General features: G+C 43.5%; 22 protein-coding genes. 3 read left to right on the forward strand and 19 right to left on the reverse strand.

Annotation, left to right across the window (positions count from 1 at the left end):
- Window positions 1–7 precede the first annotated feature (7 nt).
- The 11 genes from nagZ to ACSVDE_RS08765 all read right to left on the reverse strand — a co-directional run bounded on the left by nagZ (window position 8) and on the right by ACSVDE_RS08765 (window position 13,049).
- Window positions 8–1,726, reverse strand: a complete 1,719-nt coding sequence (nagZ, locus tag ACSVDE_RS08715) for a beta-N-acetylhexosaminidase (protein WP_439300525.1) — start codon at window positions 1,724–1,726, stop codon at window positions 8–10.
- Between the two features lie 21 nt (window positions 1,727–1,747).
- A complete protein-coding gene (locus ACSVDE_RS08720; protein ID WP_439300526.1) occupies window positions 1,748–2,926 on the reverse strand; it encodes an anhydro-N-acetylmuramic acid kinase in 1,179 nt (392 codons plus the stop codon).
- A 10-nt stretch (window positions 2,927–2,936) separates the two neighbouring features.
- A complete protein-coding gene (locus tag ACSVDE_RS08725; RefSeq protein WP_439300527.1) occupies window positions 2,937–3,803 on the reverse strand; it encodes a MurR/RpiR family transcriptional regulator in 867 nt (288 codons plus the stop codon).
- A 27-nt stretch (window positions 3,804–3,830) separates the two neighbouring features.
- The gene (locus ACSVDE_RS08730) at window positions 3,831–5,414 is read right to left on the reverse strand and encodes a glycoside hydrolase family 3 protein (protein ID WP_439300528.1); all 1,584 of its coding nucleotides are present in this window, start codon (window positions 5,412–5,414) and stop codon (window positions 3,831–3,833) included.
- Window positions 5,414–6,388 (reverse strand): carbohydrate ABC transporter permease, encoded by a 975-nt coding sequence (locus ACSVDE_RS08735; protein WP_439300529.1) that lies wholly within the window; start codon window positions 6,386–6,388, stop codon window positions 5,414–5,416. Before ACSVDE_RS08735 ends, ACSVDE_RS08730 begins: the two co-directional genes overlap by 1 nt.
- A gap of 12 nt (window positions 6,389–6,400) precedes the next feature.
- Entirely contained in the window at window positions 6,401–7,336 is a 936-nt protein-coding gene (locus ACSVDE_RS08740; RefSeq protein ID WP_439300530.1) for a carbohydrate ABC transporter permease, read from the reverse strand.
- 87 nt (window positions 7,337–7,423) lie between these two features.
- Window positions 7,424–8,740 carry a sugar ABC transporter substrate-binding protein gene (locus tag ACSVDE_RS08745; protein ID WP_439301962.1) on the reverse strand — a complete coding sequence of 439 codons (1,317 nt, stop codon included), beginning with the start codon at window positions 8,738–8,740 and terminating at the stop codon, window positions 7,424–7,426.
- Window positions 8,741–8,782: 42 nt separating this feature from the next.
- A complete protein-coding gene (gene murQ, locus ACSVDE_RS08750; RefSeq protein ID WP_439300531.1) occupies window positions 8,783–9,697 on the reverse strand; it encodes an N-acetylmuramic acid 6-phosphate etherase in 915 nt (304 codons plus the stop codon).
- Window positions 9,698–10,243: 546 nt separating this feature from the next.
- Window positions 10,244–10,870 (reverse strand): pyridoxamine 5'-phosphate oxidase family protein, encoded by a 627-nt coding sequence (locus tag ACSVDE_RS08755; RefSeq protein ID WP_439300532.1) that lies wholly within the window; start codon window positions 10,868–10,870, stop codon window positions 10,244–10,246.
- A gap of 33 nt (window positions 10,871–10,903) precedes the next feature.
- The gene (locus ACSVDE_RS08760; protein ID WP_439300533.1) at window positions 10,904–11,404 is read right to left on the reverse strand and encodes a DUF2716 domain-containing protein; all 501 of its coding nucleotides are present in this window, start codon (window positions 11,402–11,404) and stop codon (window positions 10,904–10,906) included.
- A gap of 106 nt (window positions 11,405–11,510) precedes the next feature.
- Window positions 11,511–13,049: a BCCT family transporter gene (locus tag ACSVDE_RS08765; protein WP_439300534.1), complete on the reverse strand. Its 1,539-nt coding sequence runs from the start codon at window positions 13,047–13,049 to the stop codon at window positions 11,511–11,513.
- Window positions 13,050–13,240: 191 nt separating this feature from the next.
- On the opposite strand from ACSVDE_RS08765, the gene ACSVDE_RS08770 reads away from it, so the two are divergent.
- On the forward strand, window positions 13,241–13,504 hold the full coding sequence (locus ACSVDE_RS08770) for a hypothetical protein (protein ID WP_439300535.1): 264 nt from the start codon (window positions 13,241–13,243) through the stop codon (window positions 13,502–13,504).
- Between the two features lie 46 nt (window positions 13,505–13,550).
- Here the strand turns inward: ACSVDE_RS08770 and ACSVDE_RS08775 are convergent, their stop codons facing one another.
- Window positions 13,551–13,727, reverse strand: coding sequence for a hypothetical protein (locus tag ACSVDE_RS08775; protein ID WP_439300536.1), 177 nt, complete (start codon window positions 13,725–13,727; stop codon window positions 13,551–13,553).
- Window positions 13,728–13,746: 19 nt separating this feature from the next.
- On the reverse strand, window positions 13,747–14,034 hold the full coding sequence (locus ACSVDE_RS08780; RefSeq protein WP_439300537.1) for a putative quinol monooxygenase: 288 nt from the start codon (window positions 14,032–14,034) through the stop codon (window positions 13,747–13,749).
- 206 nt (window positions 14,035–14,240) lie between these two features.
- Between ACSVDE_RS08780 and ACSVDE_RS08785 the strand changes: the two genes are divergently transcribed.
- Window positions 14,241–14,909, forward strand: a complete 669-nt coding sequence (locus ACSVDE_RS08785) for a type 1 glutamine amidotransferase domain-containing protein (protein ID WP_439300538.1) — start codon at window positions 14,241–14,243, stop codon at window positions 14,907–14,909.
- A 210-nt stretch (window positions 14,910–15,119) separates the two neighbouring features.
- Here the strand turns inward: ACSVDE_RS08785 and ACSVDE_RS08790 are convergent, their stop codons facing one another.
- From ACSVDE_RS08790 to ACSVDE_RS08815, 6 genes are all read right to left on the reverse strand, one after another.
- The gene (locus ACSVDE_RS08790; RefSeq protein WP_439300539.1) at window positions 15,120–15,665 is read right to left on the reverse strand and encodes an ATP-binding protein; all 546 of its coding nucleotides are present in this window, start codon (window positions 15,663–15,665) and stop codon (window positions 15,120–15,122) included.
- A 111-nt stretch (window positions 15,666–15,776) separates the two neighbouring features.
- Entirely contained in the window at window positions 15,777–15,944 is a 168-nt protein-coding gene (locus tag ACSVDE_RS08795; protein ID WP_439300540.1) for a YfhE family protein, read from the reverse strand.
- Between the two features lie 80 nt (window positions 15,945–16,024).
- A complete protein-coding gene (locus tag ACSVDE_RS08800) occupies window positions 16,025–16,591 on the reverse strand; it encodes a GNAT family N-acetyltransferase (protein WP_439300541.1) in 567 nt (188 codons plus the stop codon).
- A 36-nt stretch (window positions 16,592–16,627) separates the two neighbouring features.
- Window positions 16,628–17,722: a hypothetical protein gene (locus ACSVDE_RS08805; protein ID WP_439300542.1), complete on the reverse strand. Its 1,095-nt coding sequence runs from the start codon at window positions 17,720–17,722 to the stop codon at window positions 16,628–16,630.
- 103 nt (window positions 17,723–17,825) lie between these two features.
- On the reverse strand, window positions 17,826–18,443 hold the full coding sequence (locus ACSVDE_RS08810) for a class I SAM-dependent methyltransferase (RefSeq protein ID WP_439300543.1): 618 nt from the start codon (window positions 18,441–18,443) through the stop codon (window positions 17,826–17,828).
- A gap of 75 nt (window positions 18,444–18,518) precedes the next feature.
- Window positions 18,519–18,914 (reverse strand): VOC family protein, encoded by a 396-nt coding sequence (locus ACSVDE_RS08815; RefSeq protein ID WP_439300544.1) that lies wholly within the window; start codon window positions 18,912–18,914, stop codon window positions 18,519–18,521.
- 237 nt (window positions 18,915–19,151) lie between these two features.
- Here ACSVDE_RS08815 and ACSVDE_RS08820 point away from each other — a divergent pair, with 237 nt between their 5' ends.
- A complete protein-coding gene (locus ACSVDE_RS08820; RefSeq protein ID WP_439300545.1) occupies window positions 19,152–19,931 on the forward strand; it encodes a TerC family protein in 780 nt (259 codons plus the stop codon).
- Window positions 19,932–19,943 lie beyond the last annotated feature (12 nt).

Below are 19,943 nucleotides of genomic sequence, written 5' to 3' on the forward strand. Positions count from 1 at the left end.
AATTTCCTCACCTTTTTTCCAATCGTTCTACAGGTCGTTCCCCTTTTGCTTCAATCCGTCCGAAAATCAAATCCACAGTTGCCTGGAAAGAAGCCTGTTGGTCCGAGTACTGCGCAATCGCAGCATCAACCTCTGATAACACATCCGCATCATACGGATTTCGTGCCATGACAAGAATGGATTTTTCTGAGTGGCGGATGGTTTCATTCATGGCTGATTGTTCCCAACCTGTATCCCCTTCTCCGATAACGGTTTTGGAATCGGTTATCAGAATGGTCATTTCGCTCTTCTTCAGTTCTTGCTTCTGCGCTTCTGTGAGGGCATCACCTTTTAATAGGATCAGAGTAACTTTTTTGTGATCCTTCCAAAGCGCGTACTTCAATTTTTCTAAGTGTTGGCTATTGGTAGATACGAATGAGATTTGCCCGTTGACTGGTGCTGTGAGCGGAATCACACTTCCCTCATTTTTCATGAGTGTAATAGAATCCTGGGCAATCTTTTTTTCTAGTTCCACAGCTCGATTTGTAACCGCGGCATCTAACTCGTCTACCTCACTCTCATCGATCCACTTCAACTTCGCTTGTAAAATCCGATTGACCGATTGATTAAGCCGCTCTTCTGAAATCCGATTCTCTTCTACCGCTTGGGCCAAGGAATCATACGCGACTTTCAAATGGTCGGGCATAACGATGACATCCACACCTGCCAAAACCGCTTGAACCGCAGCTTCTCCTGGACCGAAATGATCGGTAATTGCCTTCATCTCCATAGAGTCTGTGAAAAGAAGCCCTTGAAACCCCATCTCATTCCTTAGTAGTTCATTCATGATTTTGGGTGACATAGTCGCTGGCGTTTGGATCGGTAAACCATCTTTACGAGAGGTGAATTCCGAATCATCAATGTTTGGGAAGGTGATATGCGCCGTCATGATACCAGGCACACCTTGCTCAATCATCTTACGGAAAGGTTTCCATTCGACTTGTTCCAGCTCTTCAATCGACTGTTCGCTGACTGGCAGGACGTAATGAGAATCCAAATTCACACTCCCATGACCTGGAAAGTGCTTGGCAACTGCCATTACGTCAGAAGCGTGCAGTCCTTCCATGAACGCGAGACCCATCTCAGTGACTAGCTCAGGATCATCTCCGAACGACCTCACACCAATGACCGGGTTATTCGGATTCGTGTTCACATCAACGGAAGGAGTGAAATCAATATGTACACCGATTTGTCGGAGTTCAGCTCCTAGCACTTCCCCGGTTTCACGGGCAAGGTCTGCACTATGTGTTGCACCAAGTGCCATATTGCCTGGAAGCTCGGGAAAGTAAGGGAGGCGTGTCACAATTCCTCCTTCTTGATCAATGGAAATGAGGAGTGGAACGTCACTTCCTTTCTGCATCGCTTCATTCAATTGCTTCACTTGATTCCGACTCTGTATATTTTCACGAAAAAGAATGATTCCACCAGGCTGGAACGTACCGAGCATTTCATTCAACTCATCGTTCATCTCAGTAACCGGTTCTCCATCCATCTCACGGATTGCTGGCATGAGCAGTTGACCGACTTTCTCTTCTGTACTCATTTGTTTGATAAAATCATCAAGATCCTCATCCGATTGCACTTCACTCCACATCATCGGACTTTGATTCATATAGATGAAAATAAAAAGAAGCAACAAAATGCCTGCAATTGTTGCTCCAATCAACCACTTATAAGATCGTTTCATTCTCTCCCCCCTGATTGTTTGTTATGAGGGTAATGCCATTTTTCCCATGACGACTTGTTTAGAAGCTCCTGTTGCCGTAGGAAGGTTGTTCGTTTCGCCGTGCAGGAATTGGTTTCCTAGAATCGTGAATGCAATCGCCTCTTTCGCATCCCCATCGAACGCAATGTCATCCATCTTAGATACCTTATATGAAAGAGCATCCTTCAATCCATCCATAATCGTCTCGTTGTAGGCACCACCACCGGAAACAATCAATTGATTGATGGCATGATCCTTATGTATGAACTTGTCGAGGCTTTCTGCAATCATCTGCACGGTATAGGCAGTGATCGTCGCGATCGTATCATTCGGATTCAGATTCAACTTTTCTGCTCTAACAAGGATTTTGTCCAGACGATCTTCTGTATAAAGCTCTCTCCCTGTACTTTTCGGTGGTTGAATCGTTAAAAATCCATCCTCCTGTATTAGGGTTTCTAGCAACTCCAAATGCACTTTACCTTGTTTCGCCATTTCGCCGTTCTTGTCATAAGATTGCTTGTTATTCGTCAATCTCCGGACAGCCCCATCAATCAAGACATTGCCCGGACCGACGTCAAAAGCACTGAACGCTCTGTTCCGGTTGGATAGTGCAGGGACAACCGTCAAGTTGCTGATTCCACCAATATTTAGTAACACTCGAGTCTCGGTCTCATGCGAGAAGAGCAGTGCGTCTACGAAAGGAACAAGCGGAGCACCCTGCCCATCATACGCCATGTCGCTCGGTCTGAAATCTCCAACGGTTAAAATACCTGTCTTTGCTGCGATGTTAGCAAGTTCCCCGATCTGTAACGTAGATCGTTCCTCAGGCCAATGATAAATCGTCTGACCGTGAGAACTGATGAATTGGATGTCTCCAGGTTGATAACCAGCCTTCTGGATGACGTTTAAAGCCGCTTCACCAAATCGTTCACCAAGCACGACATTCATCCGGCAGATTTTTTCAACCGTTGAAGAAGATGGACTGCAGAGCTCGATCAACTGTTCACGATCTTCACTCGAATAAGGCGTCGTATCGAATTCAATCAACTTCACTTCAGTGTTTTCTCCTGCCCCGCTGATTTCAACTAAAGCGGCATCAATTCCATCCAGCGACGTCCCGGACATCAAACCGACAGCCAATTTCCTCTCACTTTTCAAAATAGAAGTCAGTTTCTGAAGCATTCCATCCCTCCTACTTCCGACGTTTCTGTTGGATATATTCAATGGCACTTCGGCTCTCATCCAGGTACTGAATGGATGCATCGTATTGACTGGAAGCAACACACATGAACAGAATGTCCAACACGTGTAGCTGAGCGAGGCGTGAAGAGGTCGCGCCACTTCGGAATGTCGCTTCTTTCGATGCGGAAGTGAACAATTTGATATCCGCCTGATCAGCAACCTTCGATGAACCGTATTTCGTCAGACTGATCGTGGTTGCTCCCTTTTGGTTCGCCAATTCAAGGATATGGGCAACCTCCGCCGTTTCACCGGAAAACGATATGCCGACCACCACATCTTCAGGCTGCACATTACCTACGAGCATCGCCACCATATGAAGATCGGAGAATGCGTTGGCGTTCTTGTTGATTCGTAAAAATTTCTGCTGAGCGTCTTGTGCAATGATTGCCGAAGCGCCGACGCCGAAGAAATGGATGTTTTTCGCATCTTTCAACGCTTCGACTGACTTTGAAAGCTCACTAAGGTGCAGCATTTCCGCGGTCTCTTTCAGAGATTGGATGCTGTTGTTCGTCATTTTTTCCAACACTGAGTCGTAAGCTTCATTCGGTTGAATGTCCCGATAGCCTTCTTGAACGTCTTTCTGCAGATCCCCGACGACTTTCAGCTTCAGTTCTTGGAAGCCTTTCAGTCCTAAGGACTTGCATAGCCTGATAACGGCTGCACTACTTGTTTCACTATGCTTCGCAAGCTCACTCGTTGTGCAAGAAACGGCTGCTTTCGGGTTCGTTAGAATATAGCTTGCAATCTTTTTCTCTGATGGGGGTAACTTGTCACGCATTTCTTTCAACATCACAAGTCCACCGGTCGTATTCGTCATCTGTATTCACCTGCTTCTCTCTTTGCATCAATTCTTATTCTGAATGGTGACGGGTAACTTCCCTTTAACGTCTTCTAATCCGAATAAAGCACGGACGGCAATACGCAATGCAGGGGTCGTGAATTCATAAGTGGCTACTGACACATCGACTTCCGGAAACAATCCGAGGTCATATGGGCTTCTCATCGCAAAATGGATGATCGGCTTGTTCATCTTCAACATATCCTGCATCAACCTTTGTTGACCTTCCGATCGCGTAGCTGACAATGTCCCTACAATAATCACATCAGCACCACTCGCCAAAACGTTCATAAAATCAATCTCGCTTTGTTCTGGCTGTGGTGAAACAGAAGCCACCTTTGCTCCCAGGTTCAATTCTTTCACCAATTCTCCGAGCGCATTTTGTGAAAACCGTTCATCCTCAACTTGGGTCAAGTAACTGTTTTCCGGATAAATGACAAGGATTCGTTCATGATGATCCCGTTTTAGCGGGAGCAATCCTTTTCTATGCTCAAGGAGTGTAACACCGCTGCGCATCACGTCCTCAGCTAGTTTCTGATGAGCTTCTGGCTTCAAGAATCCTTTCAGGTCATCGTGCCAATCCAACGTGCTTTCTTTCAGCTTCATCACACGATCGACCGCTTCATCAATCAGCTTCTCGTCGATCTCTCCGCTCTGAACGGCTTGATAGATCGCTTCAATCGCTTCATGCTGCAATTGAGGTAAGTGGGAAATCATGATCAGATCGACGCCCGCCTTGATCGCCTCGACCGCCCCTCTTGCCGTACCGATTCCGTCTGCGATGGCTTTCATCTCCATACAGTCGGTCGTAATGACACCTTCAAACCCGAGCTCTTCACGCAATAGACCAGTCATGACAGCTCTGGACATTGTCGCCGGTCGGTTTTCTTCCGGCTCGATGGATGGAAAATAGACATGCGAAGACATGACCGTTTCCGCTCCGTTTTCAATCGCTTCTTTAAAAGGGACCAATTCTACCTCATGCAATCTCTGAAGCTCGTGCGGGATCACTGGCAATGCCAGATGCGAATCGACAGTCGTATCACCGTGCCCCGGGAAATGCTTCAGTGTCGTAATCACTCCGGAAGCTTGCATTCCCTTCATCAACTGCTTTCCGAATTGGGCAACGACCTCCGCCTTCTCCCCAAAAGAACGTACATCTATGACAGGATTGTTCGGGTTGTTGTTCACATCCACAACAGGCGAAAGGTTCCAGTTGATGCCCAAATCCATCAGCTCTCGACCGGAAGCTTTTCCAATCTCAAATGCGCGTTCTGGATTACCCGTTGCTCCTAGCAACATGGCTCCAGGAAACACGGTCGTTCCTTCTCCTAACCTACGAACGACACCATTTTCCTGATCGATGCAAATGAACAGAGGATGCGTATGACCTGCATTTTTCGCAGTGGATTGAAGCGTTGTTGTCAGTTGTTGAATCTCTTCAGGAGTACCAATATTCCTACCGAATAAAATGATGCCGCCTACATGATGATTCTCGATCAGATCTTTGATCTCGTCAGACAGCTCCGAAGGATGATCGGCTTTAAATCCGAACACCATCAATTGGCCAATCTTTTTCCGTAGATCCATTATTGTTTCACACCACCCATTGAGAGTCCTTTGACAAAGTAACGCTGGAACAACAAGAAGAATACGATCATTGGGATCGCTGCGACCGTAGCACCTGTCATAAGCAGCTTGAAGCTTGCAAGGTTCGCGTCCTGTAACGTTTTCAGTCCTGCCGGAAGCGTTAACAGGTTCTCATCGTTCAATACGATGATAGGCCACAAGAAGGAGTTCCACATCAACACGAACGTAAAGATGCTCAACACTGCCATTGCAGGTTTTGCGAGCGGTACGATCACCGTCCAGAAGATTTTCCATTCCGACGCACCGTCAATTTTCGCCGCTTCAATTAACTCATCCGGTATTGCCAGTAAGAATTGACGCATCAAAAAGACACCGAAAGCTAATGCGAGACTCGGGAAAATCAATGCCCAGTGCGTGTCAAAAAGCTGCAATTTCTGAACCATCATGAACGTCGGCACAAGCGTGACCTGCTCTGGAATCATCATTGTAGAGATGATTGCCCAGAAGATAATCATCTTCCCTGGGAATTTCTTCTTTGCGAGCACATATCCGGACATCGTATCGATCAAGACAATGGCGACCGTCGTGACAATGGATATGTATAAACTGTTGAGCAGCCATTTCATGATTTTCGTCCGCTCAAAGAGTATGACGAATCCTTCAAACGTTTTCGTAACTACTTCATCCATCTTCTCGTCGTGATAAGCAGCTTGCGCATCATTGCCTGCATCCTCTGCCGCTTCACGCTTTTGCCACTGATGGAAGTACTCTTTCACCCCGACCGGATACAACTTCGGTGGAGTCGATTCCACGTAATTGACTGGTTCCTCCATCGTTTCATTTTGATAACTCGGTAATTGTAATGAGGTCGCGAACACCCAGTACAGCGGGAGTAGGGAAACGATTGCCATGAATATAAGCGTGACATAGATGAGCATTTTTCCGACTTTTTGGTTCACTTGTTTTGGATTCATCTTCCCACCTCCTTAATGATGATCCCGTAGTGTTCGATATTGGAAAATAGCAAATATCATAATGATGAAGAACAGGATAACGGACTGTGCCGAGGCTAATCCGAATTTGAAATCGCGGAATGCGGTCTTATAAATGACATGGACGATCGTTTCTGTAGCATTCCCTGGTCCGCCGCCCGTCATCATGATGATTTGGGTAAACACCTGGAACGAGCCGATCGTACTTAAAATGACCAGATACAAGGTCGTTGGCTTCAGCATCGGTATTGTGATGCGCAACCACCGTTGGAACGCATTCGCCCCGTCAATCCTTGCCGCTTCGTATAACGATTGGTCGATGTCATTCATCGCTGCAAGGTAGATGATGATCCCGGCACCTGGAGGAATCAAAATCGACATGATCATGAGTGCAGGTAACGCAGAATCACTCTTACCGAGCCAGTTGACAGGTTCAAATCCGAACCATCCGATGATGTAGTTGAAGATTCCGAACCGATAGTTGTACATCCAGCGCCACACCATTGCGATGATGACCATAGACGTTACCGTCGGTAGGTAGAACGCAGCTCTGAAGAAAGATTGCGAGAGCTTACCGAGCGGCTGCACGAGTGATGCAATAATGAGTGCGGTGATGACAAATGCCGGTACGGTCACAATCGTATAGAGGAATGTGTTCCATAGCGACACTTTGAAGACCTTACTTTGGAAAGCTGTTATATAGTTGTCGAACCCGATCCATGTCGAGCCCATGATATTGAATTCCTGAAACGATAATATGAATGCCCAAACAATCGGAACGAGCATGAACAAGAAAAAGAACAAAAGCTTCGGCATGAGAAAAAGGTAAGCCACTTTGTTCTTGTACATCTCTTTCAGGACCTTTTTGGTCTTCGATTTCGTTGTCGTCCGTTGTTGGACTTTACGTTCGGTTACCGTATTCGTTTCCAAGGTTGTCCACTTCCCTTCTGAACCGACAATGACTAAAATTGTAGGGATTGACTCGATCGTTCATCGAGCCAACCCCATGGGTTTAAACTATTCGCTTAGAATGGCGTTTACAGCTTCTCCAGCGTCTTTCAATGCGTCTGCCGGTTCTTTCTCACCGTTCAGAGCAAGCTGAAGTTCCTTCTGGATCGCTTCATCAATTCGTGCCCAGTTTTCGTGACGAGGAACAGGTACTGCATGCTTTGCAAGTTCTTGCGCTCTCGCCATTTGAGGGTTATCCGCAAACGGTTCTTGGTCCGCAGCAGATTTTCTTGCTGGGAACGTTCCGTAGTTCTTTGCGGTTACCACTTGCTCATCCGTGCTCGTGATGTACTTCATGAACTCAGCTGTCATGCGCTTTTTCGCTTCGTCTTTCGCGTTGAACATCACGTAACCACCGACACCGCCAATTGTAACGGGTTCGCCAGTTTCACCGATCGGATACTCTGCAACCATGAAGTTCGTCTTGAACTTATCTCCTTGTGCAGCAGCAATTGCCCATGTCGCCCAAGGTTGAACCGCTACTGTTCGTTGATCGGCTGCAGCCCAAGCCTTCCAAGTACCACCGACATCTTGACCACCCATGCTTTCAGGTGCAACTTCGTGTTTGTATTTAAGATCGACAAGCTTTTGTAAGCCGCTGATCGCTTCTTCGGAGTCAAACGTATACTCCGTCATGTCCTCATTCAATGGATACCCGCCATCCATCAATAGGAACGGCCAAGCTTCATAGTATCCTGGAAGGATGTACGTTGAGAATCCATCCACTTTATCACCAGTGAGTGCTTTCATCTTTTCGACGAATTCATCATATGTCCATTTTCCATTTTCAGGAGGTTCTACGCCTTTTTCTTCAAAGATATCAAGGTTCAGAAGCATCGCATGAACACTGATCGACGTCGGAATACCATACAATTTGCCGTCAGTCGTGTACGCTTCTAGTGCATTGTCATAGAAATCACTTTTGTCTTCATCTGAAAAATAAGGATCCAATTCAGCGATGACACCTTGTTTGATGTGGTTTTGGTTGACTGATCCACCACTGATGTCCACTGGTGCGATATCCGGCCATGCACGTCCAGCAATCGCTACACTGAGCTTGTCATTCATTTCAGCCCAAGGTGTTTTGACGAGTTTGATTTTTACATTCGGATACTCTTTTTGGAACTCAGAAATCTTCGCTTCAATCCAGTGGTACTTGTTTTCATCCTTATCAGCCCAACGTGGACCATCCCACATCGTGATGGTGCCTTCCCAATCCTTCCACTCATCCGAACTCATGTCCTTTGATGCATCATCATTCGAACATCCAGCAAAAATACCAACAACGAGCATCATTGAAACGAATCCCATTAACCATTTCTTCATTTTCAATGTGAATCCCCCTCACAAATTTGTAATTCGCTAACTCTACTTGAAACGTTTTGCCAATTCAATCGCCTTTTTGACAAATCCATCTGCTTTCTGAATGCTTTCTTTCGCTACAACTAGTGGTACGTCCGCCTTCTGCATGACAATTGCAGTCTTCACTTCATAACCTGTCTGCTCTAACAGTTTTTCGGCTTCCTCATACGGAATTCCTGTAATCGTCATGACGATTCCTTTCGCTCTTTCCACCAATTTCTTATTGGTGGCGTTCACATCGACCATCAAATTTTCATACACTTTACCCATTTTGATCATCGAAGCAGTCGTCAGCATGTTCAGGACCATCTTTTGTGCAGTTGCCGCTTTCATCCGGGTCGAACCCGTCAGAATTTCAGGACCGACCACAACTTCAATCGCTTGGTCCACAAGATCCGATACAACCGAATTCGGATTACAGCTTAAACTGACCGTTTTCAGTCCCATTTCCTTTGCGGCTTCTATAGCACCAATGACATAAGGCGTTCGACCACTCGCCGTTATCCCAACGATCACATCGTTTTCAGCCAAACCCCGAGCGAGGAGATCTTTTCTTCCCTGTTGCTCATTATCTTCCGCACCTTCGATCGCCTCGAACATCGCCTCCGCTCCTCCTGCTATAATCGCTTGCACGAGCTCTGGAGGTGTGCTGAACGTCGGTGGGCATTCGGCCGCATCAATGACACCTAATCTGCCACTTGTGCCAGCACCGATGTACAATAATCTGCCGTTGTTTTTAAAACCCTCATAAATCAAATCAACTGCAGCAGAAATGTCTGGCAAGACCTTTTTTACCGCAAGAGAAACGCTCTCATCTTCCTTGTTAATCGTTTGCAGAATCTCTTGAGTCCCGAGTGTGTCGATGCTATTCGTATGCATGTTGCGCTGTTCCGTCGTCAACGACGTCAAATCTAACTCCATAAGACACCTCTATTGTTTGAAAATTTTAAATGAAGACCCGTTCCATCCCCCTTTAAATGTTTGTTGAATGTTGATTTCACAATTACGGATACACTCTTAAAATATTATTTCGGCCTGAAATGAAAAATCCCTTCCAAAATAAAATATTTTTTTAGTTTTTTATTTTAAATTATAAAATTTGATTTCAGATAGGCAAAAATAAAAAAGCTTGGATAACCAAGCTTATCAACTGAAAAAGGGTGCCATGATGAACATCATTAAGGACACGAAAAGGAGCGTCTTCCTGATTGTTGGTGAAAAAGGGTGCCCCTTATAAAAGACTGTTTTTTGAAATCTATTTTTATAAAACACTGTAATAGAAATGAGGATTGCGCACCCCACCATCCAACCACCAACAGTATGATCAAGATTAATCCCAAACATGTTGTATATGAGCTTACTCACACCACCTAACAAACTACCAAGAAGAATAAGTATGACTATGAATCGCAAAAACTCTAAAGAAATCCGTATACCGCTCCATAATAATCTCATTATTCATTCTCCTTAATACAGCCGGTTTTGATAACCTTCTTTCAGGTCAGCCGCTATTCTCTTTTCGTCCATTTCAGGTATATTGACGTGATCTGCTAGTATCTTCGCAGGTTTTGGAAGAGAACAGTCTTCATACCATGTATCGTTATGCCAGAGTTGTGACCTCTTGAGGGCTTTGGCGCAATGGATGAAACATTCTTCCACTATTACGGCAATTGCTAGTAATGGAGTCTTCCCATTCACGTTCATCTTTTCTAGAATCTCTTCATCTCGTATAGCCTTAGCTTTTCCGTTGATTCGGAGGGTTTCCTCCAATCCTGGTATGAAAAACAGTAAGCCCACATTCGGGTTCGTCATGATGTTCAATATGGAGTCCATCCTCTTGTTGCCGGGACGTTCTGGAATAACCAATATGTTTTCATTTAAGATATGTACGAAGCCTAGCGCATCCCCTCGAGGAGAACTATCACAAGAGCCTGCTAGATTGGAAGTTGCTAATACTAGAAAAGGTGACTTGGAGATGAACGTTTTGACATGCTCGTCGATATGAGAAATGACTTTTTTCCTTGCTCTCTCACTCGGGGTACCAATGATTTCTCGCAGCTCTTCTTCGCTCGTAATTTCATGTTTAAATTGCATTCTTTTTCTCCTCTATAAAATAAAGTTCTCTCATTAAAGATGGTAATTGGAACGAATGATTTGCTGAAATAATTTTGGCCTTTGGTTCTCCAGACTACTGATTAATGCGTCACCAAAGACAATGACGGATTTCTCCCATGGATGTCCGATATATCCCCAACTGAAATTCTGTTCCAAGTAGAAAGGATAATCTCCATTAGGAAAAGGCGGAACCACCCATTCACCGAATTCATCACTCGGTATTTCATCGCGTGGGTTGAACCAATACCCTTCATGTTGCCACTCCAATGCATAGATCAACTCATCTTGACTCGTTAGATTTCGGAAAGCATGTATGACCTTATTCTCCAGATCTTCGTAAAGGGCTTCGTGATTTTTCGCTTTATAGTATGAAGATACATCATACGTGATAAAAGGCGCAGGAACTGATAAGGAAGGAAAGATTGTCGTACTTGGTCGAAACTCAAATTCTTCGTAAATCGTGGTCCAAACCTGCTCCGATTCTTGATCGTTCATTGGCACCCAACTTTTCATATACATACACCCTCCCTTTTTTACATAGCTCATTCCACATCTTTCCATTCGTTCCTTTTATTTTATCTAATTAGAAAAGACGCGTCCACTGGACGCGTCTCCTTCATTAATTTTCCCTTATATTATTTTTAAATGCTTGATCGACATCAAACATTCGCTTCGCTGCATAGATGAGAATGAACTGAATCACGATGATTGGTAATCCCATCAATCCTGACACAACCGATAACGGTGGTAACCCTCCGATTCGCATCAAGACAAGGGCAACTGCCGTAATGATTCCAGCGATGACAATCCGCAACGTTTTAGGCGGTTCATGTTTACTCATATCCCGCTTACTCGTATATGCTGCTACGGTGTAAGTGGTCGAATCCAGTGTCGTCGTCAGGAAAATAAGTGCGACGACCATAAAGATGATGATGGACAGTTCACCGAGTGGCAGTGTGGATAGAATCTCTGGAATGACAGCCATTCTTTCCTTCTCCTTCACGAGCTCTAATACCGGAAGTTGATCTGTGAGGTAACGGTGCACTCCAAGCCCACCGAGTATGCCAGTTGCTACCCAGGAAATGAGAGTCGGTGCCAACAGATAGGTAAGAATCATTTCTTTGACTGTCCGGCCTTTTGAAATTTTCGCCGCAAATACACTGTGCAGCATCGCCCAGGTCGCACTATAGGCAAACCAGAACACCGTATTACTTTGGATATGCGATGCTGCCCCTTGATGGACAGACTCCGTGTTCATTGAAATTGGAATGTAGTGTGTCAACAGAAAGGAAACACTATCCGAGAAATAATTCAAAATGAACACACCGGGTCCTGCTATGATGATGAAAAGCCCAAATAGTGCAGCTAAATACATGTTCAACGTACTTAACCGTTTGATTCCTTTATCAATCCCTAAGTATGCACTGATCGAGAACAACATCACCCAGATGATGGTGACGATGATTGTCATCGTGAAAGTCACTTCCATCCCCAACAAAGAGGACAGATTATGTGTAACAATCGGAGCTCCAAGCCCCAAAGTCACGGCTGCTCCCGCTAGAATGCTGATCAGGAAAAGCATGTCCAGGACTCTGCCGCCCCAGCCATCTGTAAATCGATCACCAAACAACACCCGACAGGCTTCTGAGATCCGCATCAATGGTCGTTTTTTTACATGGAGGATGTATCCCATCGCAGGCGCAATCATGACAAAGATCGCAAATACCTGGAAACTCCATAAGAACATGCTGTAGGAATTCCCCCATAATAGGGCTTCAGCTGAGCCCGGTTCCACACCTGCCGGAGGATCGTTTGCAACCGACGTCCACTGCAACATCCCTGTCCGCATGATTGTTGAACCAATCCCCATCGCAATCAATATGGAAGCATATTCGAATAAGGTGAACCTCGGCTTTTCCTTCGGATCACCGAGTACGACTTGACCATATTTGGAAAATGAAAAATATAACGCCGCAGCCACCAATAGAATCCCATACCATAAGTAACCCCAGCTGAATACCTTCACGATATAGTCAAAAATGGAGTTCAGTAATTGGAGCGATTCCGCTTCGTACAATGCAAACGGAACACTTATGGCAATGATGACGAGTAAAGATGGTAAGAAGATCTTATACTCGATCAAGTTTTTGCTATTCATGTTCTCCCCCTCTTTCTATATAATAAAAAGCCCCACAGTTATTCAATGAATAACCATGAGACCCATATCTATAGTCGTCATACCCGGATTCCATTCCTCTAAAACGAAATTTTCTCCGGGCTTTTTTGTCAATTCCAGAACCCCTTCATATGATAAAAAGAGTCATTTAGGCGGAAGGGGGAGGTGAAGGTATGAAAGACTATATTTATCAACAATGTGTTCACCATATTGAACAGCCTGTGATGATTACCACGTACAAAAAGGAAGTCTTTGTCGGTGTCATTGTAGATGTGGATTCGGAGAAAGTATACCTGCAACCATTTGAAGAAAGAGAAGGAAGGTTCTTTCCTTTATTAGGTGCGGGGCTAATTGGTTTGGGGCTGGGTGCGATTGCTGGTGTCACCTTGTTCCGACCATACCCGTATTATCCACCATATGGTTATGGAATCTGGTAAGCAAAACGCAAAAATGTCTCATGGCTGTTTCAGCATGAGACATTTTTTATTTTATTCCGAACTTGAATGAAATGATGAAGTTGATCAGGAAGCTAATCATCAGGATGACAAGTAAAGTAGGATTGGGCAGTTCATACCAGATGGCTTTCAAAATCAGAAAAGCCAGTAACGATCCAAATACGCTCCCGATCCATAACCTTTTTTGCAGCTGAAAATTACTCATTCAATACCTCGCAACAATTTTAGTCCAATTTCTTGAACTTATATACTTCTCTCGATTCGATAAGATCCGCTGTCTGATCGCGATAGTGATTATAGTGATCTGTCGTTATATGCTCCTCAAATGCGGTTTCATTCTCCCAGATTTCATAAAGCATGAACGTATCGTCTTCTAGACCTTGATGCAATTCATACTGTACACAACCTTCTTCTTCTCTTGAAGCACGTTGAACTTCCTTCAGCTCTTTAAAAAATTCCTCAACTTTATCACTTTTCGGTTTGAAAATCGCATTAATTACAATAGCGTCCATTTCGATACATCCTTTCAATCTTAGGGCTTTGCAAAAACTGTACCACAAATCAATTGCATTCACCTTACATATGCTCGTCGATCACTACATAAATCCATGTTTAATTCAAAAGCGTTTGAGCAAACTATTTTTGTCATAAAGAAGGTTCGTGTTATAACTGACTACGTAATCCTTAGTTTCTATAAAAAAATTAGGAGGTAGAGAAAATGAGCAAGCGAGTACTTATGGTTGTAACCAATCACACTAAAATTACAGACGATTATAAAACCGGCCTTTGGCTGGAGGAATATGCTGTCCCTTACAACGCGTTCAAGGCAGCTGGTTATGACGTAAAAGTAACAAGCATCCAGGGAGGCGAAGTCCCACTTGACCCGAACAGCATTCCTGAAGAAGAAGTCAAGGAATGGGCTGAAGCTCAAGATAAATTAAAGGACACAGCTCAACTGTCAAAAGATGATGCAGAAGGCTTTGACGGCATTTTCCTACCAGGCGGACACGGTACAATGTTCGACTTCCCAGAGAATGAAACCCTTCAGTATGTCCTTCAACAACATGCTGAGCAAGGAAATGTCATCGGATCCGTCTGCCACGGTCCATCTGGTCTTGTAAACGCAACATATGAAGACGGAACTCCACTTGTAAAAGGTAAAACCGTAACAGGCTTCACAGATTCAGAAGAAATCAGCATGAAATTGGATGTTCATATGCCATTCATGTTGGAAACGGAGCTTCGTAATAAAGGAGCAAACTTTTCAAAAGGTGAAGACTGGACTTCTCATGCTGTGCGTGACGGAAACTTGATTACCGGTCAAAATCCGATGTCCAGTGAAAGTGCAGCCGAGAAAATGGTAGAAGCACTGAAGGAAAAAGAGTAATTTGAGTTGAAATGTTGTAAAACAGAGCCGGACAGTGATTATGTCGGCTCTGTTTTTTTGTTTTAGAGTGGGTTTTGATTATTTCCCATAAAAAACGGGTTATTTCCAATAAAAATGAGAAAATATAGATCAGATTTTCGATTTTCCCATAAAAATAAAAAATTATAGACCAGATTCAGAAATTATAGACCAAAACGCCATTATTTTTCTCTAATCCACTACTTCAACAATTGAATAAATGACCTGCTCTGCATCCTCTGGTCTATTAATAACGAATAAGTGGTCCGCTTCACCAGTTTTTGGCTGCTTTACATTTCTTTCAACCTCTTGACGATCGAGCACTTCTTGAAAGGTTGATGCACTGCGAAAGATCTTTGTGCTCCGCGTACTATCGGCAATACGTGCCCGCAGTACATCATCCGGTAAGTCAAAATCAACAAGGATACTCTTAAAGCCTAAATCATGAAAACGGGACAGCAATTTCAAGCGGATCTTCTCATTGCGATTGGAGTTGCACAATATAAGGTGAGCATTCGTCTCTTCCACCGCATAATCTACAATGGTTTTCGTGATTGCATATTTAAAAGTATTGGGACCACTGGCAGGCAATAGTTTATCATAATATGTATTGATAAACTCTGCATGTACGTCCTGGTCAATGACCACCGTATTCTTCAATTGTCTTTCTAAATCTCTTGCAAACGTCGACTTTCCACTATGTGTTTTTCCAACAGTAATGATTACATATCTCTCCATTAAAAATCTCCAATCTGACTAAAAGTAGTGTAGATATTGATTCCATACTCCTCGGTCATTTCCTATGTAAAACGTAAAAAAGCAGCCGCTGATGGGCTGCTTTCATTCCGATTAAGAGCGTAATTTAGGATTTTCCCTCTTCGCTTCTTTCACTCTCGGTTTGCGATATCCACCTGCCATATCGGCATGTTTGAATTCTTTCGCGTAAGACACCTCTTGAGCGTCTGATAATTCCATCCCATTTCCTCTTACAGGTTGATATTGAATATTTCTAGCCAATGTACTCATCCTTTCTGTGGAATTGGGTTATGTCCATGCTGTACCCGGCACAGAAATACGATAAACATTAGTCACTAATCTTAAAAACGATAAGGCCGGAATTCGTCCTTTAGAACACCCATCAAGACGGAATCATGATATTCACCATTGTAAAAGAGGTCCTGTCGGATGCGGCCTTCTTCTTTAAACCCTAACTTTTTATAAGACTTGATCCCTCTTTCGTTATAGTCGAAAACATCAAGACCGATCCTGTTTAAATTGAAGATGTTAAAACCATAATCCAACAGAAGCGACATTGCTTCTGTTCCGTATCCGCTTCCCCAACAACCTTTCTCGAAAATCGAGATACGAACGACAGACTTACGGTTTTGATGGTCGATTTCGAGCATCGACAGATCTCCTATCAGTTGATCGTTTTCCTGTAAACAAATAATTAGATCCACTCTAGTCGTATCGGTGGAAATACTCTCAAACCAATTTTGAACACCAGCTCGACTGAATACCGCTTGGGTTCCCGTTAGCCTTCTGCCTTCTTTATCCCACAAGGCTTGAGTATAGAAAAGATCTAAATCATGTTCTTCAACAGGTCTCAAATACACTCTTTTGCTTTCTAAAAACTTGATTGGTTTATGTACATTTTGTTCCATGATCATCCCCCAAATGCTTTCTGATTAGTTGTCACTTTAGATAGTTGTAAACGCCTCAAGCTCTCTCAAATAAATCTGGAGACGTTTCTCAATTTGTTCTTTTGTCCCGAATCGGATGATTTGTTCATGGCTCAATTCATCTTTTTGCAATAGCTCATGATGTGTAAACGCCATCGATAAAAGCTTTATGAACACTTCAACATTCAAGTCTTGCAGTTTTTGCGGTGAGCCGTTTGTATATCCTGCTATGAATCCTTCAGCATTGGCCTTTAATCTCGGTATATGAAGGTGATACTGACATTTCCCATATCTTTCAGTGTCATGAACCGTATGGAAAAACCCCTGATAATTGTAAACATAATTGGCAGCTAGTGAAGTTCCTGTGTAAAGGATCGGTACCGGATCGATCATTCGAGCACCACTACTGGTAAAAAGAATGTTTTCAGGAGAGGTGTCTTGATTGGTAAGCACCTTTTTTTCACGTTCTACTGACCGTTTAGAGAGCAATTCCTTACCTATGTTTAAAACTTTTTCCTTATCAAAGCGGTAATTATTGGACGCCAACGTATTCAAATCATCCAGGTACTCTTGCGTTTCTTCAATAATGCACGCTTTCAAGTCCATATCTAATGAGCCTTTCACATTACCGCTGTCTCCGACTTTCAAGTATCCAATTCCGTCATAGGGATGTTCTAAACCTTCAAGTGCCAGGAAAAACTCTCCCAGTTCTGCACCATACCGTTTTGCTTGTTCCTCGGTTTGATCGCCAAGCCCTGCTGATGTTCCCAAATAGGATTCAATGGTATAAGTCAATTCGTCATGGACGAAGTACTCGAAATGCTCAGGACAGATACCTTTTTTAGCTTTATTAGCCATTTCGTAAAATGCTTTCGTGCCAGCAAACTCGGTCGTCAATTCATCTCGATTAAAAACGACCTCTTGATCGTAGGCTGTTTTTTTCGGAATACGAAGAACGAGGGAATCTTTTTCAACCAAATAAGCAAAGTGCCAGGCACCTTCACCTAAACGATGGATCTGAGATTTATCCGATAGTCCATTTAATCCTTCATTGTTTAACGCTCTATTGATGAGTTCAAGTTCTGTAGAAGCGTTTTTTGTAAGCAAGTTCATGTTATGTAAGCTCCTCTTTTTCACTATGTAGATGAAAGAAATTCAGCATCCCCAACAGTACTTATTATAGAGAGAAGGGCTGAATCCTTCTTTTCTAAGGTTTCTAATCTTTTTTCTGGAGGATAATCTTCATGTACATACCATTGAACATGAGCGGCTCCTCTTCTCTAATCAATAATCCATCTTTATGTACCGCATACAATTTTTCAAAATTGATCCCGATATCCGTCCCCAATAACTTAATAAACGGTCTTAATGCTTTTTTCAAAAAGGAAAGACCTTTATGTTTAGGCGCAAATTTATCAAATACAATGATAGTCCCTTGAGGCTTTAATACTCTCACCATTTCTTCCAAGCACCTTTTCGTATCAGGTACGACCGATAAAACAAGACTTGCCACAACAACGTCAAATTGATGATCCGGAAAACTCATATCTTGAGCATCCATTTTCAAGAATTCTATAGATGTACCTTTGAATTTGGTTTTCGCTTTGTTGAGCATATCGTTTGAATAGTCGATCGCTGTTATGTTCATTACTTCGTAGTTGATAAGCTCTAAATCTGCACCTGTTCCTACTCCTACAAATAAGATCTCCTGACCCTCGTGAAAACGTTGGTCTTGAAAAACCTCTTTTCGTGCTTTGAGGAATTGCCCAGTGTTGAAAAACTTATCATAAACAGGAGACCAAAGTTTATAAACGAATCTATTCCACTTGTCCAATACATCACCCTCTTCTAGAAAACAAAAGAACCCTTATAGTAGGGTTCTTCGACTTGTACTACTTTTTTAAAACTCCTATTTCGCGTTTTCATCCGGTTGATGGATACCGAAAATATTTCCTTCCGTATCTATGTAGTACCCTTGCCAAGCCATTCCTGGAAGTGCATATTTCGGCAATGCGACCTCTCCACCGAGCTCCTTGATTTTAGTGTCGATGGAATCGTAATCTTCTACACCCATCGTACAAGTAAAGGAATTCACTGCCTGGTTTTTTTCTGGTGGTGGACCTTGACGTTGCATTAATGCGCCGTTGATTCCAGGCTCATTTGCATCTCCTGTTACAGCCCCGAAATATGGCATGCCAGCAAATTCGCTCCAATCTTCAAACGTCCATCCGAATACTTCTCCATAAAACTTCTTAGCACGTTCCATGTCATCTACATGAATCTCGAAATGAATCAATCTTCCCATCATTACCTCCAGATTTGACAGATTTTTGACTACTGAACCTTCACGTATGTATATTCTTATCGGAACGCCATAATCCTGCTTCAAAAGGTCAGATTACAGAATTAGATCTTGTAAAAGAGGGAAGATAACTCATATGCGAAAAAGTTTTATCTTTCGTGGACTATGGTATATTTATAATTGTTAAACCGTATAAAGGCTCAGATGATTTGGATTTGTTTGTGAAAGGGGTACTTTTTTGTGGAGTCAATTTGGTTAGAATATGGATGGACATTACTGATACTTATTGGTCTGGAAGGCTTGCTATCAGCGGATAACGCACTTGTTCTTGCGGTGATCGCCAAGCACTTACCAGACGATGAAAAAGAGAAAGCGATCAAATATGGAATTATCATGGCGTTCGCCTTCCGCTTCCTTGCTCTTTTTGCCATTTCCTTTATCGCGAATGTATGGCAGATTCAAGCAGTCGGAGCGGCTTATCTTCTATACTTAGGTCTAAAGCATGTCATTAAGGCTCGCTTTGGAAAAGAAAACGAAAACGTCCATAAGGATGAAGAAGAAGAGGCTGCAGGAAAAGGATTTTGGCCAACAGTCGGAAAAATTGCAGTGGCAGACCTTGCGTTTGCGATTGATTCGATCTTAGCTGCAGTTGCTCTAGCACTTGGCCTACCAGACTCCCCGCTCGGTGACTTCGGCGGTATGGATGGCGGAAAATTTCTAGTCGTCGTGCTCGGTGGGATTGCAGGACTTGTCCTCATCAAGTATGCTGCAACCTGGTTTGTAAAACTTCTTGAACAACGCCCTGCTTTAGAAACGACTGCTTATGCGATTGTGGCATGGGTCGGAGTCAAGCTTGCAGTAATCACTCTTGCGCACAAGGATATCGGCGTACTGGACCACCATTTCCCACATAGTACGGTCTGGACGCTCATCTTCTACGGCGTGCTGATTGCAATCGCATTATTAGGCTGGTTCGCACCAACTAAAAACAAAGAATCTCAAGAAAACTATAGTGAATGACGTTAAAAAAAT

The organism is Pseudalkalibacillus sp. Hm43, assembly GCF_051842935.1.
Classification (GTDB): domain Bacteria; phylum Bacillota; class Bacilli; order Bacillales; family Fictibacillaceae; genus Pseudalkalibacillus.

What these genes read in the sequence shown, in the direction of transcription:
- nagZ (WP_439300525.1), bottom strand. Translation starts at nt 1,726, where the DNA reads ATGAAACGATCTTATAAGTGGTTGATTGGAGCAACAATTGCAGGCATT.
- ACSVDE_RS08720 (WP_439300526.1), bottom strand. Translation starts at nt 2,926, where the DNA reads ATGCTTCAGAAACTGACTTCTATTTTGAAAAGTGAGAGGAAATTGGCT.
- ACSVDE_RS08725 (WP_439300527.1), bottom strand. Translation starts at nt 3,803, where the DNA reads ATGACGAATACGACCGGTGGACTTGTGATGTTGAAAGAAATGCGTGAC.
- ACSVDE_RS08730 (WP_439300528.1), bottom strand. Translation starts at nt 5,414, where the DNA reads ATGGATCTACGGAAAAAGATTGGCCAATTGATGGTGTTCGGATTTAAA.
- ACSVDE_RS08735 (WP_439300529.1), bottom strand. Translation starts at nt 6,388, where the DNA reads ATGAATCCAAAACAAGTGAACCAAAAAGTCGGAAAAATGCTCATCTAT.
- ACSVDE_RS08745 (WP_439301962.1), bottom strand. Translation starts at nt 8,740, where the DNA reads ATGAAGAAATGGTTAATGGGATTCGTTTCAATGATGCTCGTTGTTGGT.
- murQ (WP_439300531.1), bottom strand. Translation starts at nt 9,697, where the DNA reads ATGGAGTTAGATTTGACGTCGTTGACGACGGAACAGCGCAACATGCAT.
- ACSVDE_RS08755 (WP_439300532.1), bottom strand. Translation starts at nt 10,870, where the DNA reads ATGCAATTTAAACATGAAATTACGAGCGAAGAAGAGCTGCGAGAAATC.
- ACSVDE_RS08760 (WP_439300533.1), bottom strand. Translation starts at nt 11,404, where the DNA reads ATGAAAAGTTGGGTGCCAATGAACGATCAAGAATCGGAGCAGGTTTGG.
- ACSVDE_RS08765 (WP_439300534.1), bottom strand. Translation starts at nt 13,049, where the DNA reads ATGAATAGCAAAAACTTGATCGAGTATAAGATCTTCTTACCATCTTTA.
- ACSVDE_RS08770 (WP_439300535.1), top strand. Translation starts at nt 13,241, where the DNA reads ATGAAAGACTATATTTATCAACAATGTGTTCACCATATTGAACAGCCT.
- ACSVDE_RS08775 (WP_439300536.1), bottom strand. Translation starts at nt 13,727, where the DNA reads ATGAGTAATTTTCAGCTGCAAAAAAGGTTATGGATCGGGAGCGTATTT.
- ACSVDE_RS08780 (WP_439300537.1), bottom strand. Translation starts at nt 14,034, where the DNA reads ATGGACGCTATTGTAATTAATGCGATTTTCAAACCGAAAAGTGATAAA.
- ACSVDE_RS08785 (WP_439300538.1), top strand. Translation starts at nt 14,241, where the DNA reads ATGAGCAAGCGAGTACTTATGGTTGTAACCAATCACACTAAAATTACA.
- ACSVDE_RS08790 (WP_439300539.1), bottom strand. Translation starts at nt 15,665, where the DNA reads ATGGAGAGATATGTAATCATTACTGTTGGAAAAACACATAGTGGAAAG.
- ACSVDE_RS08800 (WP_439300541.1), bottom strand. Translation starts at nt 16,591, where the DNA reads ATGGAACAAAATGTACATAAACCAATCAAGTTTTTAGAAAGCAAAAGA.
- ACSVDE_RS08805 (WP_439300542.1), bottom strand. Translation starts at nt 17,722, where the DNA reads ATGAACTTGCTTACAAAAAACGCTTCTACAGAACTTGAACTCATCAAT.
- ACSVDE_RS08815 (WP_439300544.1), bottom strand. Translation starts at nt 18,914, where the DNA reads ATGGGAAGATTGATTCATTTCGAGATTCATGTAGATGACATGGAACGT.